The sequence below is a fragment of the Tropicimonas marinistellae genome (assembly GCF_001509585.1).
GTDB lineage: Bacteria > Pseudomonadota > Alphaproteobacteria > Rhodobacterales > Rhodobacteraceae > Tropicimonas > Tropicimonas marinistellae.
Map to the genome: position 1 here is coordinate 165,077 of NZ_LNCI01000001.1, position 15,112 is coordinate 180,188.

At 61.1% G+C, this 15,112-nt stretch carries 16 protein-coding genes; 8 read left to right on the top strand and 8 right to left on the bottom strand.

Features of this window, described 5'->3' with window-relative positions:
- Positions 1-122: 122 nt before the first annotated feature.
- The 3 genes from ARC39_RS00735 to ARC39_RS25495 form a co-directional block, all read right to left on the bottom strand.
- Positions 123-1,634, bottom strand: coding sequence for a glycosyltransferase family protein (locus tag ARC39_RS00735; protein ID WP_068108567.1), 1,512 nt, complete (start codon positions 1,632-1,634; stop codon positions 123-125).
- Positions 1,635-1,695: 61 nt separating this feature from the next.
- Positions 1,696-2,523: an ABC transporter permease gene (locus ARC39_RS00740; protein ID WP_078059005.1), complete on the bottom strand. Its 828-nt coding sequence runs from the start codon at positions 2,521-2,523 to the stop codon at positions 1,696-1,698.
- Between the two features lie 142 nt (positions 2,524-2,665).
- Positions 2,666-2,947 carry a hypothetical protein gene (locus tag ARC39_RS25495; protein ID WP_149866263.1) on the bottom strand — a complete coding sequence of 94 codons (282 nt, stop codon included), beginning with the start codon at positions 2,945-2,947 and terminating at the stop codon, positions 2,666-2,668.
- A 324-nt stretch (positions 2,948-3,271) separates the two neighbouring features.
- On the opposite strand from ARC39_RS25495, the gene ARC39_RS00745 reads away from it, so the two are divergent.
- Genes ARC39_RS00745 through ARC39_RS00755 form a run of 3 tightly spaced genes read left to right on the top strand, consistent with a single transcriptional unit; the run spans position 3,272 to position 6,006 of the window.
- Entirely contained in the window at positions 3,272-4,348 is a 1,077-nt protein-coding gene (locus tag ARC39_RS00745) for a KpsE/RkpR family capsule polysaccharide export protein (protein WP_236545084.1), read from the top strand.
- A gap of 10 nt (positions 4,349-4,358) precedes the next feature.
- Positions 4,359-5,039 carry an ABC transporter ATP-binding protein gene (locus tag ARC39_RS00750; protein ID WP_068108570.1) on the top strand — a complete coding sequence of 227 codons (681 nt, stop codon included), beginning with the start codon at positions 4,359-4,361 and terminating at the stop codon, positions 5,037-5,039.
- Positions 5,020-6,006, top strand: a complete 987-nt coding sequence (locus ARC39_RS00755; RefSeq protein WP_068108573.1) for an NAD-dependent epimerase/dehydratase family protein — start codon at positions 5,020-5,022, stop codon at positions 6,004-6,006. Before ARC39_RS00750 ends, ARC39_RS00755 begins: the two co-directional genes overlap by 20 nt.
- A 42-nt stretch (positions 6,007-6,048) precedes the next feature.
- Here ARC39_RS00755 and glpK read toward each other — a convergent pair whose 3' ends face one another.
- The 3 genes from glpK to ARC39_RS00770 form a co-directional block, all read right to left on the bottom strand.
- Positions 6,049-7,539, bottom strand: a complete 1,491-nt coding sequence (gene glpK / locus ARC39_RS00760) for a glycerol kinase GlpK (RefSeq protein WP_068108575.1) — start codon at positions 7,537-7,539, stop codon at positions 6,049-6,051.
- Between the two features lie 167 nt (positions 7,540-7,706).
- Entirely contained in the window at positions 7,707-8,411 is a 705-nt protein-coding gene (locus ARC39_RS00765) for a winged helix-turn-helix domain-containing protein (protein WP_068108578.1), read from the bottom strand.
- Entirely contained in the window at positions 8,383-8,676 is a 294-nt protein-coding gene (locus ARC39_RS00770; RefSeq protein WP_068108581.1) for a hypothetical protein, read from the bottom strand. The genes ARC39_RS00765 and ARC39_RS00770 overlap by 29 nt, the downstream gene beginning before the upstream one ends.
- Positions 8,677-8,855: 179 nt before the next feature.
- Here ARC39_RS00770 and ARC39_RS00775 point away from each other — a divergent pair, with 179 nt between their 5' ends.
- From ARC39_RS00775 to ARC39_RS00785, 3 genes are all read left to right on the top strand, one after another.
- A complete protein-coding gene (locus ARC39_RS00775; protein ID WP_068108584.1) occupies positions 8,856-9,416 on the top strand; it encodes a hypothetical protein in 561 nt (186 codons plus the stop codon).
- Positions 9,417-9,567: 151 nt separating this feature from the next.
- A complete protein-coding gene (gene rnhB / locus ARC39_RS00780; protein WP_068108587.1) occupies positions 9,568-10,197 on the top strand; it encodes a ribonuclease HII in 630 nt (209 codons plus the stop codon).
- Positions 10,198-10,291: 94 nt separating this feature from the next.
- Entirely contained in the window at positions 10,292-11,401 is a 1,110-nt protein-coding gene (locus ARC39_RS00785) for a site-specific DNA-methyltransferase (protein WP_068108589.1), read from the top strand.
- A gap of 146 nt (positions 11,402-11,547) precedes the next feature.
- Here the strand turns inward: ARC39_RS00785 and ARC39_RS00790 are convergent, their stop codons facing one another.
- Together ARC39_RS00790 and ARC39_RS00795 are read right to left on the bottom strand one after the other, a co-directional pair.
- Entirely contained in the window at positions 11,548-12,681 is a 1,134-nt protein-coding gene (locus ARC39_RS00790; RefSeq protein ID WP_068108592.1) for an alkane 1-monooxygenase, read from the bottom strand.
- Between the two features lie 58 nt (positions 12,682-12,739).
- Positions 12,740-13,807 (bottom strand): A/G-specific adenine glycosylase, encoded by a 1,068-nt coding sequence (locus ARC39_RS00795; protein WP_068108595.1) that lies wholly within the window; start codon positions 13,805-13,807, stop codon positions 12,740-12,742.
- 222 nt (positions 13,808-14,029) lie between these two features.
- Here ARC39_RS00795 and ARC39_RS00800 point away from each other — a divergent pair, with 222 nt between their 5' ends.
- Both ARC39_RS00800 and ARC39_RS00805 read left to right on the top strand, forming a co-directional pair.
- Positions 14,030-14,449 carry a DUF721 domain-containing protein gene (locus ARC39_RS00800; RefSeq protein ID WP_438273248.1) on the top strand — a complete coding sequence of 140 codons (420 nt, stop codon included), beginning with the start codon at positions 14,030-14,032 and terminating at the stop codon, positions 14,447-14,449.
- A complete protein-coding gene (locus tag ARC39_RS00805) occupies positions 14,446-15,105 on the top strand; it encodes a DsbA family protein (RefSeq protein WP_068108601.1) in 660 nt (219 codons plus the stop codon). The genes ARC39_RS00800 and ARC39_RS00805 overlap by 4 nt, the downstream gene beginning before the upstream one ends.
- Positions 15,106-15,112 lie beyond the last annotated feature (7 nt).

The window sequence follows — 15,112 nt, forward strand, 5'->3', positions numbered from 1 at the left end:
TTTTGCCTGCCTTGGATCCTGAACTCCTGCCCGCTCCGTCGCCACGGCGCGGGCTTGCCGTCAGCGCGACATATGCCGCAATTGGGCGCGTTTGGCTATCCGAATGCGGCACGCTTTGCTGGTCAGTTTACGTCCTCGCCGGCATAATGTGCCAGCAGGTCGCTAATGTGGGTCTCCAGCGATACAGGAGCCATCGCATCAGCCCAGTAGCCCGCAAGGTCGATCTCTCCCGACAGGATTGCCGCAAGTCGCGCGTGCAGGCTCGTGACGTCCTCAGAACGAAAGACCATCGCGTCGCTGCGTCCTAGCTCCTGAGCGCCACCGCGGTTGGCTGTCAGAATGGGAATGTGCCGACTGTGCATCTCGATGGCAACTTGGGGCAGATTGTCCTCCCACAATACCGGCACTATCCCGAAATCGGTAGTTTCCAGAATGCCGTCCATCTCGTTGCGCTGGTATCCGTCGTGCCAGGTGAGCGAGGCAAACCTCGGGCGCAGACGCTCGAATGTAGCCAATACGTTTGGATCCCGGCCGGCCGCCGCGAAGACGAGGTGCAGACGCGCTGCAAGCGCGGGGTCGAGCGTTTCCAGTGCTTCCAGCAGGAAGTAAAACCCCTTGTCGCGCCGCATGTAGCCAAGGTAGGCCATCTCGGCCGTACCGTCAGCGCGCAGCAGTGAACTGCGCGGGGAGGTTTCGGCATATCGTGCCGCATGGTCGGAGCCGATGTAGCTGGTGTGCAACAAGTCCGGTCTGATTCCATGTGCCTCTGCGATCTGCCGGACTCTGTCGGAGACGCATAAAACCCGATCACAGTTTTCATTGATCAGTTCAACGAAACGCGATCGGCGCTCCCGGAAGGCGCGCGCAGCTTCCGGCGAACCAGTCGGGCCAGCCTGCGCGTCGAAAGGGGCTTCGGCTTCGTGCTTGGTGGCCGCGACTGACCTTTTCGCGTTCGCCACCTTGCGAATTGACCGGATACCAAGGCGCATCAAGGGGCCCGCGGCATTGTCGTAGATTGGCGTGCCGGGACCGGCGCCATTCTTGTGCAGCGCGAGGTTCACCGCATTCGAAAGGCGCACCATTCTCGGATTCGGCTTGAACGGCAGGCATCGCACACATTTCGACCCCTCTGCATAGCTGTCGCAATGCGCAGCTTCGCGGTACCAGAAATTCACCTGAGGGCAGAACGGATAGTAGTTGTGCAGAGATAGCACGAAGAGGGTGCCCGGCAGCGCCTTGCGCAACTCGAGGACTTCGGCCGGTAGTCCTTCAAGGTTGTTGAAATGGATCACGTCGAATGGGCCGTTGGTGCGAACGAAGTCCGAAAAAGCGTCAAGCGTCGCTGCATCGGACACCTGCGCAGGGTGGCCAAAGGAATGGTGTGATGGCGACAGGCACGCGGAGTTGACGATCTCGAACCGTCGATGCCGGTCCTGTGCGGGTCCGTGGGCGACCTTCGTCCAGCGTGGGGGGCGGTGCCGGAGATCATGCGCCAGCCCGCTCGACAGGAACAGGCAGTCTATGCCCTTGCGCCGATCGAGTTCGGCAAGCACGTTTCGCTGATACTGGCTGACGCCACCACCACGGTTCTGGTCGTCCAGGTAGTCGACCCAGTTGTAGTAGAGAAGTTTCATGTTCTCCGGTGGTTATCGTTCTTCTGAATTGCGCCGGGCCAAGATATGGCCGTCCATTGCATCAGCGATTCAGGATGTCGCGGTGGTAGCGGTACAGCAACACCAGGCCTAGAACAAGGCAAGCGAGACCAACCCCCATGACATAAAGCGGCGAGGCGTAATGGGCATCGTATGTCGCATAAAACCCGCGTCGCATGAGTCCGATGACATGGATGAGGGGGTTGTAAAGGACCTGATCCTGGTACTGTTGTGGGACCTCGTCGAACACGTAGAGGACGCACGAGATCAGCAGGAGCGGTCGCGTGAGTATGGACCACGCAGACGTCCAGAGAGGCGAAATCGAGAACAGGAAGGAGTTTAGCGTACCGATACCGAGACCGAGGAAACCCGACAGGAATAACGATGCCGCAATCGCCGTGAAATCGCGGATCGTCGTGAGATTGAAGATCACGTGAATTCCCGTGATGATGATGCAGAACACCATGAAATGCGTCAGGAAATTGAGCAAGAAACGGGCGATGATCGCATCGGTAAACTGAACGCCAGGGTACTGAAGCAATGCGCGAGAGTATTGCAGTGATTTGGCGACCTTCATCGCCGTTGATAGCGCCAGTGAAAAGGGCAGGAACCCCGTGGCGTAGAACAAGGCAAAGTTCGAGCCAAGGGACGGAGTCCGGATTTTCAAGCCGACCGAGATGACGAAGGTGAACATGGCGATGGCGCCAACCGGTTCCAGAATCGCCCAAAGGTATCCGCCCGGGCTCCGACCGTAAGTCGTCTGCATCTCACGCATCATCAGAGCCAAAATCGTCCGTGACGTGCGGAAACTCCGCGGGCGTGCAGCGGGTTTTAGGGTCGGGATCTGTGTATCGGGCACCGTATCGGTCATGCGTTGTTGGATCGCGCCACTGGATTAACTCGGCGGGACTATGTAGGAAGGAAAGGAAGTCTTCCATGACTTTATTGGTTTGCAGGAACGAACCGTGAGCAAGAACGAAGCAGCCGGGCCTCGAGCGACCACGGCGCCGACGTCAGGAAAAGATGATGGTTTGCCGGAAGATCTGCCGGGCGATAGCGCGCAGGGTGGCGCCGCCGTGGTAAAGGTTCTGCGGCATGACCGAGCTGCGCCGGATGGTACTGCGACCGGCAACGCACCTCGCATCAAACTGCCGGCACAACTGGATGAACCGTCGGAGCTTCCGGGTCAGCGCGGGCGGCTCAACTTGCGTGCGACCAGAGACGATGTGCGCCTGCGCGGTGGCGGTTCCGTCAAGATCGCGCCTCTTGCTGGGTCCGGCGAAGACGTTCCACAAGACGTGCCGCCGGACGGCGAACGACAATCGTCTGCGCGTTCGTCGAAGACGTCTCCGCCTGCCGACGGGGCCGGAGCGGCTGGAAAGGGGCGAAAGAAGAGGTCTGGCACGATTACAGAGAGCGTAGCGCAGGGAGGAAACCGGCCGGGGAAAGCTGGTGCCAAAGGCAAGTCCGCCTCGCAGGAAAAGGGGTCCAAGAATCGGCGCCGAAAGGGCGGACGGGCGAACCAACTCAACGTTTCACCGCGGAAGGCCGGCGCGCCAGCCTTTCCAGTTATGCCGCCTGCTCCGGTTGCGAAACGAAAGCAGCGCCATGTCGGAGTTATGCTCAGTTTCCTGCTTCTCGTGGCCCTGCCGTGCGCGGTCGTTGCATGGTATCTCTACGAGCGTGCCGCTGATCAATACGGTTCCAGTATGGGTTTCTCGGTTCGCAAGGAGGACTCTGCCTCGGCCTCTGAAATGATTGGCGGTATTCTGGATATCGGCGGAAGCGGTGGTTCGGATGCTGATATCCTCTACGAGTACATCCAGAGCCAGGCCCTTGTGGAAAAGATCGATGCGCAGGTGGATCTGCGCAGTATCTACTCTAAGCCCGACAACGACTGGTACTTCACCATAGAGCCCGATGCACCGATCGAAGACCTCGTGCGTTACTGGCGTCGCATGGTGACGATCTACTACGACGGCGGTTCCGGGCTGATCGAAACACGCGTCTTGGCGTTCACTCCGGAAGACGCGCAAGCTGTTTCATTGGCGATTTACGAGGAGAGCACGGACACGATCAACCGGCTCACCAGTATCGCGCGGGACGACACCACGCGATATGCTCGCGATGAACTTGCGCTGGCCGAGAAGCGGCTTCGCGAGGCGCGAACGGCGTTGACGGAATTCCGTGCGCGCACGCAGATCGTGGATCCGTCAATCGACGTGCAGGGTCAGATGGGACTGTTGACGACGCTGCAGGGACAACTCGCGGAGGCGTTGATCGAGCTGGATCTGCTTCGCGACAACACGCGGAGCGAGGACCCGCGTATCCGGCAAGCGGAACAGCGGATCGCCGTGATCGAAAAACGCATCGGCGAAGAACGGAGCAAGATCGGAATCGGGACAAGCGGGCGGGACAACCAGGCTTTCGCCACGCTGGTGGGCGAGTACGAGTCCCTGACCGTGGATCGGGAATTCGCCGAACAGACCTACCTCGCGGCGCAGGCCAATTTCGATGCCGCCCAAGCCGAGGCGCAACGAAAGAGCCGGTACCTCGCTGCCTATACCTATCCGACCCTGGCCGAGAGTTCGGAGTACCCGCAGCGTATGACCCTGCTGGGTGTGTTTGCCCTGTTTGCCATCGGGGCCTGGTCTGTCGGGGCGCTCGTTTACTACAGCATACGGGATCGACGATAGGGCTGCCGATGTGATCAGACTATCCGACCTCAGCAAGACGTTTTACACAGGCGGCAACCGGAAAGTGGTACTGGACAACGTGAACGCTGTATTCCCGACGGGCGAGAGCGTTGCCCTTATCGGCCGCAACGGCGCCGGCAAGTCGAGCCTGATGAAAATCATCGCCGGAACGATGGATCCCGACAACGGTGTCGTGAGTTCCGACGGAACGATATCGTGGCCGGTCGGGTTTGCCGGTAGCTTCCACGCCGAACTGACCGGTGCCCAGAACATCCGCTTTGTGGCGCGTGTCTATGGCATCGACACGGATTCGCTTCTGGAGTTCGTGGCCCATTTCGCCGAATTGGGCGAGCATTTCCACATGCCTGTTCGAACATACTCCTCCGGGATGCGCGCGCGGCTCGCCTTTGGCCTGTCCATGGGGGTCGACTTCGACACCTACCTCGTGGACGAAAGCACCGCAGTGGGGGATGCTGCCTTCCGCTCGAAAAGCAAGGAATACTTCCTTGACCGTCTGTCCAAAAGTAGCGCAATCGTGGTGAGCCACGGCATGAAACTGCTGCGCCAAATTTGCACATCGGGGGCGGTGTTGGAAAATGGAAAGCTCGTGTACTACGACAAGGTCGAAGACGCGATTGCGCACCACGAATATAACATGAATAGTTCGCAGGATGACGAGGACGAAGTCTAAACCCTCCCGAGAAACCAACAGGTTCCTTGTCACCGGCGGCTGCGGCTTTGTCGGTTCCGCCCTGTGCCGCCTGCTTGAACGCGACGGTGTCGAGGTCGTGGTGCTCGACAATCTTTCGTCCGGCGATCCCGCGAACCTGCCTGACACAGCCGAACTCGTTACAGGCGACATCTGTGATCGTCGCGCTGTTGAACGGGCAATGCGCGGCGTGAGCGGTGTGTTCCATCTTGCGGCAATTTCGTCGGTCGAGCTTTGTACGAACCATCGCGCCGAGGCCAGCCGTACCAACCTGCAGGGGACTGTCACGCTGTTGGAGGCCACGGGCGACCTGCCGGTCGTCTTCACCTCGTCCGCAGCGGTCTATGGCGAGCAGGAAGCACTGCCGGTTCACGAAGATGCCGTGCCCGCGCCGATTTCGTCCTATGCGATCGACAAACTCGGTAGCGAGCGGCACATGAAGGAGGCCGCCGATCTTTGGGGCGCGCGCTGTATTGCGGTTCGGCCATTCAACATATTCGGGCCAGGGCAGTCCGCGAGTTCGCCCTATTCCGGTGTACTGACGCGCTTCGTCGAAGGCGCCCGCAATGGTGCGTCGCTTACCGTGAACGGCGACGGCGGTCAGACACGCGATTTCATCCACGTTAACGAAGTCGGTGTTGCGCTAGCCGCGGCGATGAAGGTGGCGATTGCCGCTGAGCCCGGGCTTTTCTCGGTCCTTAACATCTGCTCCGGGCGCGGCATGTCGATTCTGGATCTTGCCCGGTTGGTGAATCGGGTGGCGGGCTCTCAGGCGCCCATTACCTTCGGCCCAACGAGGCTTGGCGACATTCGCCATTCCACGGGAGACCCTCATCGGGCCGAAGACGTCATAGGATTCAGGGCCTCCATGCCACTCGACACCGGCATTGCCGAAATGCTCCGGCGGCGCCCGGACACGGGGCAGGTGCGCCGCAGCGCGACGTTCTGACCTGTCAGGTCGTCCTGTCAGGTCGTGCGGTGCGCGGCCGTTTTAACTAGCAGCAATTGTCGCCTGTACCGCCCGTTTCCAAGCGGCATATTTCGTATCTCGAAGATCGTCTGCCATGAGCGGTTCAAATCGTCGATCCCGTGACCAGTGCGCGGCGAAGCCATCGCGATCCGGGTAAAGCCCCGCTTCCATACCGGCCAACCAGGCGGCGCCAAGCGCCGTTGTCTCCAGAATCTCGGGCCGGTCCACCGGTGCGCCGAGAATATCGGCAAGAAACTGCATGCCCCAGTCGCTTGCTGTCATCCCGCCATCAACCCGCAGCACCGGGTCGGCTTCGCTTCCGGGCCAGTCGGAACGCATCGCCTCCAGCAGATCGCGGGTCTGGAAACCGACGCTTTCAAGCGCGGCCCGGGCGAATTCTGCGGGCCCCGTGTTCCGGGTCAGGCCGAAGATCGCGCCGCGGCTATTGGGGTGCCAATAGGGCGCACCGAGTCCCGTGAAAGCTGGCACGAGAATGACGTTCTGAGATGGGTCGGCAGCCTCGGCCAGCGGCTGGCTTTCTGGTGCCGCCGAGATGATCTTCAATCCGTCGCGCAGCCATTGCACCACCGCGCCCGCGACGAAAATCGACCCCTCCAGCGCGTAGGTGGGCTGGCCGTTGAACTGGTAGGCGACGGTCGTGAGCAACCTGTTCGTGGAGGCTACCGGCGTTGCCCCTGTGTTGAGCAGCGCAAAGCACCCGGTCCCGTACGTCGATTTCATCATGCCCGGCGCGAAACAAGCCTGCCCGATGGTGGCGGCTTGTTGGTCACCGGCAACGCCGAGTATCGGGATCGGTTCGCCGAAATGCTCAGGATCGGTTTCGCCGTAGTCGGACGCGCAATCGCGCACCTCCGGCAGCATTTCCACCGGGATTTCCAGCAGTTCGCACATCAGGCGGCTCCATCCGCCGCGATGGATATTGTAGAGAAGTGTGCGCGCCGCGTTCGTGGCATCCGTGGCGTGGACCTTCCCGCCCGTCAGCTTCCAGATCAGAAAGCTGTCGACGGTACCGAAGAGCAGCTTTCCCGCCTGCGCCCGTTCACGGGCGCCAGGAACAGTATCCAGTATCCACTTGAGCTTGGTGCCCGAGAAATACGGGTCTAGCAGAAGGCCGGTCTTTTCAGTGACCGCCGCCTCGTGCCCGTCCGAACGCAGCGCTTCGCAGATCGGTGCGGTACGCCTGTCCTGCCATACGATGGCATTGTGAATGGGCTCACCCGTTTCGCTGTCCCAGACCAGAGTAGTTTCGCGCTGATTGGTAATTCCAATTGCCATCACTTCGGTCGCGGAGATAGCGGCATTCCGCATGACCTCCCGTGAGGTACGCAGCACGCTCGACCAGATATCGGCAGGGTCGTGCTCGACCCAACCCGAATCCGGGTAGTGCTGCGGGAACTCCTCCTGAGCGACGGCCTTGATCTGCATGTCGCGGTCGAACAGGATCGCGCGGCTGGACGTCGTTCCCTGATCGATGGCGAGAATATGGGTCATGGGTGTGCCCTGTCCTCGGTTGTTCAGCGCCGCAACCGGCGCTCTCCTCCTTGTGGTTCAGATGGTTGCACGTTCCGGGAGCGGGGAAAACCCCGGTCGCGAGTAGGCGTGGCTTGGCCGGCACCAAGGGGCGAGTCCAAGCAGCGAAACTCGCCGGTACCGCGCAGTCAGACCATGCGGATCACGTCCTTGTTGATCGCCAGAACGTATCCCCTGCGCGCGATGTTGCGGACCAATAGTTCGCTCACCATCTGGTTCCCGAGAGAATCCCGCAGGCGCTTGATACGGGTGGCGCCGGCGGCTTCCTCGCAATCCTCCGGACGCCGCCCTTGAATCACGGCTTCGAGTTGCGCGCCGGTCAGCACCTCTTCGTCCATCCGCGCTTCCGCCAACACCGCCAGCGTTTCGATTGCGGCTTCGGTCAGCTTGAATTCCATGTTGTTGAGCAGGACCAGACGCTCCTCGCGACTGATGATCAGGTCCGTTACCTGAATACCCTGCTTCTCGATCTCGCCCATCCGCCGGTTGAGCGTCACGACCATCACCAACAAAACCAGGGCGGCGATCAACAGGGCGGTCGCGAAGATGAGCAATACGAAGATGATCTGCCGGTAGCTCTGCAGCACGTCGGCAAAGGAGGTGCCGCTCTCGGCGAGAATCTCCAGTAGTTTGATCTCCGCCTGAGAGGTCAGATCGTCATTGTCCACGAAGATGCGTTCGACACGTGCGTTGAACGCATCCGCATCGGGCAGGTTCAGAAACAGCAACCCCGCCGCCAGGACCAGGATGCCGACGATGGCAGCGATACCGGCAGTGACCACGCGGTTTCCCGCCCGCAGCGTCTCAGTAACGGAGGTGGAACTTCCCGGCACTCTCTTTCCTCTCCTGCAGCCCGTTGTCGTCGAATACGCCGAGAACCGTCAGAAGCGTCCAGCCGTCCTTGGCGATGCGTTTGCGAATCTGCTTTTCAGCCGCGGCCACGGTGCAATTCTTGCCGTTGATTTCGGCGGTACCGTAGTGCAGCCGCAGTGGCTTGTCCCGCTTTGCCTTGTAGTCGGCGTAACAACCGGCCGAAGCGGCGCTGGCGAGCAGTACCAGAGCGGCTGCGAGTGAGGAGAGAAATGGTAGGCGTTTCATGCGCAGACCATCCTTCGTTTTCGCTAGTTATTCAATAACGCAAGGGGGTTGAGGATGTGGCTATCGGATAGCAGCGCGCCGATATTGCCCGATCTCGCACTCTGGGCCGAGTGTCCGGTCACACCGCCAGCGGCCGTGCGCCGCCGGATCAGACACACCGACCGGATCAGGAGTTTCCCATGTTGAAGACCGTCGCCGCCACTGCACTTTCGCTCACCCTCGCACTCGGTGCGCTCGCTCCTACGCCCGCCCATGCTGCCAATCAGGAGGATATCGCCAAGATCCTGCTCGGTGTCGGTTTCGCGGCCTTGATCGCCAAGGCTCTGCACGAACAGGCGGAGGACCGCGACAAGAAGGCAACCAAGGAAGTGCATGTCCACCGTCATATCACCAACCGACCGGTTACGAAGGTTATCGAGAAACCGGCACCGCGTTCCAGGGTGGTTGTCCAGCAGCCACCCAAACGAGTTGTGGTCAAGGAACCGACTCAGTCGTCACGGCCTGGGTCGGGATGGGGCAAAAATGCTAGTTCGGTCATTCCATCGACCTGTCAGCGGACCTTTCGCCACGATGGGGAAAATCGTGTGTACGTGACGCGCAGGTGTTTGGAACGGGAAGGTGTTCGCACCGCAAACCTGCCCAATCAATGCGAGCGGGTGCTCGACCTGCCTGGCAACGCCAGTGACAGGCTGGTGTGGAACCGCGGATGTCTGGAGAAAAACGGCTATCGCATCCGTTGAGGCGTGCGCCACATCGGACCGCTCCGGCCGATGGAACGCGCGGGCAGAGTGCGGGGCGCTCCCCCAGTGATCCCAGTGCCGGAACGGCGGGAGGTGTGGCCTCCCGCCGTTTTCGCTTGTGCCCGGCGTCTTGTCAGGGTCGGTATGGGGCATGAAACCCGATCTTTCATTCGAAGAAGCAGCGTGGGCGCGGGGTGCCCGCATTGTCGCTGGCATCGACGAGGTGGGGCGCGGACCACTTGCCGGCCCTGTAACGGCAGCGGCCGTGGTGCTCGACCGCAACCATATCCCCGAGGGTCTCAACGACAGCAAGAAGCTCTCTCCCAAACGCCGTGCTTCCTTGGCCGAAGCAATCCGGGAGACCGCACACGTGGCGGTCGTTCATGTCGGAGTGGAGGAAATCGAACGACTGAACATCCTTCGCGCCGCACAACGCGCTATGGTCGAGGCGCTGTTGGAGATCGCTCCGGCACCCGACTTCGCCTTGATCGACGGCAACCGGATGCCCCCCGGCTTGCCATGCAATGCCGAAACCGTGGTTCGCGGCGATGCAAAGAGCCTGTCAATCGCCGCCGCGTCGATTGTTGCCAAGGTGGCGCGTGACGGACTCATGGTGGATTTGGCGCAACAACACCCCGGCTATGGCTGGGAGCACAATGCCGGATACCCGACTCCGGAACACAAACTTGCGCTCCGAAATCTTGGGGTAACCCCACATCATAGGCGTTCCTTCGCGCCAGTGCGCAATATCTTGTATCAAGGAAAATTGCCAAGTCATTGATTCAATAAAGAATTTGACGGCGAATCGCCTTTGACTCATTCTGTCCCCAACTTCAGACGCCCAAATAAAAGGGCGCGGGGACAGAGGCAGAACGATGACGACCAAGACGAAGGCAGCGGCCACGGCCCTGCCGCTGAACACGATCCTTGCTGGCGATTGCGTCGAGGAGATGCGCAAGCTCCCCGATGCCTCGGTCGATCTGATCTTTGCCGATCCGCCCTACAACCTGCAGCTCAAGGGCACGCTGCACCGCCCGGATAATTCCATGGTCGATGCAGTTGACGATGCCTGGGATAGCTTTTCGTCCTTTGCCGCCTACGACGGTTTCACCGAAAGCTGGCTCAAGGAAGCGCGCCGACTTCTCAAGCCAAACGGCGCGATCTGGGTGATCGGTTCTTATCACAATATTTTCCGGGTCGGAGCCAAGATGCAGGATGCGGGCTTCTGGATCCTCAACGACGTGGTCTGGCGCAAATCCAATCCGATGCCGAACTTCCGCGGCAAGCGGTTGACCAACGCACACGAGACAATGATCTGGGCGAGCAAGGCCGAGGGTGGCAAGTACACATTCAACTACGAGGCACTCAAGGCGCTCAACGAAGGCGTGCAAATGCGTTCCGACTGGGTCCTGCCGATCTGTAATGGCCACGAGCGGCTGAAGGACGCCAAGGGCGACAAGGCACATCCGACGCAAAAGCCGGAAAGCCTGCTGCACCGTGTCCTGATCGGAACGACCAACCCGGGCGACGTGGTGCTCGACCCCTTCTTCGGCACCGGCACCACCGGCGCCGTGGCCAAAATGCTCGGCCGCGATTTCATCGGCATCGAGCGAGAGGCCGATTACCGCAAGGTTGCCGAAGCCCGGATCGGCCGGGTGCGTCGGCTCGAAAAGGAAGCACTTCAGGTCTCGACCTCGAAGCGTGCCGAACCGCGGGTACCTTTCGGGCAGCTCGTCGAGCGTGGCATGTTGCGCCCGGGGGAAGTGCTGACATCGGCCAACGGGAAGGCCGCGAAGATCCGCGCCGACGGTACGCTGATCGCCAACGATACGCGTGGCTCGATCCACCAGGTCGGCGCCGCGCTCGAAGGCGCGCCGTCCTGCAACGGTTGGACCTACTGGCATTTCAAGCGCGACGGCAAGCCGGTGCCGATCGATGTGCTGCGTCAGCAGATCCGCGCCGAGATGCGGGCACGTCCGTCCTGAACGAAATCTCCAAGTTACCGCCGGTGCCTGTGGCCTGACACGATGGCACCTACTTAGCCCCGCCCCCTCATGGCGGGGCTTTTTTTGTTCAGCTGCAAATTGCGACCAGTGAACCTAGGCGAAACGTCGTGCGGGCGTTCGGAGCGTTACCGCGGCATTGGCGTGGTGCCTAGTTTGTAAGGCGTCCAGTCCTCGATTTCAGGGTAGAATTGTCGGCGCCACGCACGCACGCGGGGGTTCATCTGGCGCCGCCAAAGTGGCGGGATCATCGCCAGGAAGGTCATGGCCGGGTACCCGAGTGGCAACTGCGGTGCTTCGTCGATGTCATAGGTTTGCAGCAACGGGAAGCGACGTGCGGGTTTGTAGTGGTGGTCGGAATGCCGCTGAAGGTTGATAAGCAACCAGTTCGTTGCCCTGTGCGATGCGTTCCAGCTATGGCGCGGCAGTACGTGCTCGTATCTTCCATTTCCGAGGTGTTTACGTGTCAGCCCATAGTGCTCCACGTAGTTGACTGCTTCCAGTTGCCAGATCGCGACGACCGCCTGGAAGGCGAAAAATCCCAGTCCCGTCCAACCACCGGAAACATAGACCAAGGCGAGTGCCGCGATTTGTAGGAGCCAGTACCGCCAGAATGGGTTCGAACGATCGTGCCAGGGCCGCCCGCTGCGAGCGAGCAGCCGTTTCTCGGCGGCGAATGCTGAGGCGGGGCAATCTCGCAATACCCTGACGAAGAAACGGTGAAACCCTTCGTTGTATCGCGCAGTGACCGCATCGCGCGGCGTGCCGACGTAGACGTGATGCACCAGCAAATGCTCGGTGCGGAAATGGCTGTAGAGCACGGAAGCCAGCAACAAGTCTCCCAGCCAACGCTCCAGCCGGTTGGATTGGTGGAGCAACTCGTGCGCGTAGACAATGCCGATTGTGCCGGACACCACCCCAAGTCCGAAGAAGATGGCGAACTTCTCCGCAAGAGATAGGTGGACCGCATCGGGCACGTAGGCGACGGCCCACAACGTGAGTCCGGCCTGGATCGGGAACCAGATCATCGTGACAGATCGGTACCAGAACAGGTCGCGCTCCGGTGTATCGGGATCGGCATTCGCTTCGTCGAGGCCAGTGATCCGGTCCAGCACTGTGAAGATGATCCAGGCAAAAACGGGCAGCGAGATTGCCCACCAGCCGCCGCGTGTTGCCGACAGGATAGCCAATGGAACGGTCGCCAATGAGAGCCAGAACGGCGCGGCTGCCTGAAAGCGGTCAATTTGGCGAGCGGCATTCATTGGCAGCCTCTTGCGGCAGTGCAACCTGACGCCACTCTGCGCCAGCGGGCCAAAAACGTCAAAGCGACCCAAGCGCCGGTGACGCGAGGTTCCAGACCTTGCGCATGACCGTCGGCAGCGCCTCGGGGCGGAAGTCCCGCGCTGGTATGAACGCTCCTCTGTTGGGGCGAGCGTCGTTGGGAACCGCCGCAATCTCGACCGCCAATCGGAGATGGAAATGCGTGAATGTGTGGCGTACCTCACCGTCGAGACTTTGCCAGTTGCCCGCAACGGGCACAGCGGCCTGCGGAGCCGAATTCCACTCCGTGCCCGGCCAAGCGAGCATGCCCCCCAGCAAGCCCTTTTCCGGACGGGTCTCCAGCAGCAGCGCGCCATCGATTCGTCGGGCGACATAGGCGTATCCGAGCCGGACCGGCTTCGGCTTCTTGGGTTCCTTTCGCGGAAGTTCCGGCGCGCGTCCGCTTGCGTGGGCGGCGCAGACATTCAACAACGGGCAGATTCCGCAAGCCGGCGCGGTCGGTGTGCAGATCGTCGCGCCGAGGTCCATCATCGCCTGTGCATGGTCGCCCGGACGTGTCTCAGGTGTCAGAAGCCCGGCCAGCCGCGTCAGTTCCGGCTTGGCTTTCGGCAGTGGCGCGTCAACATCGAACAGCCGCGCCACAACGCGCTCCACATTGCCATCTACGACCACCTCCACGCGGTCAAAGGCGATGGAGGCGATGGCGGCGGCGGTGTAGGGGCCGACACCAGGGAGCGCCAGCAACTCCTCGCGGGTGTCGGGAAAGCGCCCGTCCAACTTGCCGGCGACAACGCGGGCACATTTCAGAAGGTTGCGGGCACGTGCGTAGTAGCCGAGTCCTGCCCACTCGGCCATCACTTGCGCATCCTCAGCCGCGGCGAGCGCACCGACCTCAGGCCAGAGCATGACAAAACGCAAGAATTTCTCTCGAACTGCGGCAACGGTCGTCTGCTGAAGCATGATTTCGCTCAACCAGACGACGTAGGGATCCGGCGTTACGCCTGCACGACGGTCGGCAGGGCCAATACGCCATGGCAAAACGCGCGCGTGGCTGTCGTACCAGTCGAGCAGGGCCACCCCGGCCGGCAGCAAGCTTTCGTCACGCAATGTTTATGCCTCCCGACGCGGTCCCTCTGGCCCCCGGCGGACCAGCGGTTAAGATAGAGTGAACTTGAGCAGAAGTCAGGCACCAGGCCCACCGTCATGTCCCCACGATCCGGTGAACCATTCAAACCCACCCGGCGGAAGCGCGGGTTCGAGCGGACCTCGGGCCTATTGGCGACGCGTATCCGCCAAGCGAGTGAAAAACGCGGCTTCTCGGAATCGCGTGTGCTCACACACTGGGCCGAGATTGCAGGTGCCGAGATCGCAGCGATCGCGCGTCCCGTTTCCATTGGCTATGGGCGGGGAAGCTTCGGTGCGACCCTGACAGTGCTCACCACCGGTGCCAATGCCCCGATGTTGCAGATGCAGGAACCCCGGCTCCGCGAGAAAGTGAATGCGGTCTACGGATATGCCGCGATTTCGCGTATTCGCTTCACCCAGACCGCGCCCACGGGCTTTTCCGAAGGGCAAGCCGCATTCTCTCCTGCCCCGAATCCCGCGCCGAGCGCGCCGGACGAAAGTGCGCAACGAAAGGCGGCGGATCTGTCCGGAGATGTCTCTGACGAGACACTCCGAAATGCGCTCTCGACCCTCGGTGCGCTTGTCCTCACCAAGAACAAGAGACGATCGGAGAAACCCGAATGAAGCGTTACCTTACCCTCACGGTGCTGGGCGCCGTTGCCGCGACTGGCTTCGGCTACTGGTTGAGCCACCAGTCTGCCGGACCGGTCAATTCTCTCGTACCGGCCGCCCATGCCGCTGACGGAGAGGCCGCGACTGCCGAGATCGTCGAGATGTCCCTCGGCAACCCTGACGCATCGGTACAGGTGATCGAATACGCTTCGTTCACCTGCGGGCACTGCGCCAATTTCGAGCAGAACGTCTTTCCCGATATCAAGGAAAACTACGTCGATACCGGAAAGATCCAGTTCACGTTCCGAGATGTCTACTTCGACCGCTACGGGCTATGGGCAAGTATGGTCGCGCGTTGCGATCCCATGCGCTACTTCGGTGTTCAGGGACTGCTCTACGACGAGCAGAGCGAATGGACCCACGGCGAGCCGGCCACTGTTGCCGACAACCTGCGCAAGATTGGCCGAAAGGCGGGGCTGACTGACGAGCAGGTGAACGCCTGCATGCAGGATGCAGGTACCGCACAAGCGCTTGTCGATTGGTACGAGGCCAATGCCGAGGAGCACGGTATCAACGCGACGCCGAGCTTCATCATCAACGGCGAGAAATACAGCAACATGAGCTACGCCGACTTCGCCAAGGTTCTGGACGAGAAGCTCGCGGAGTAACCTGACC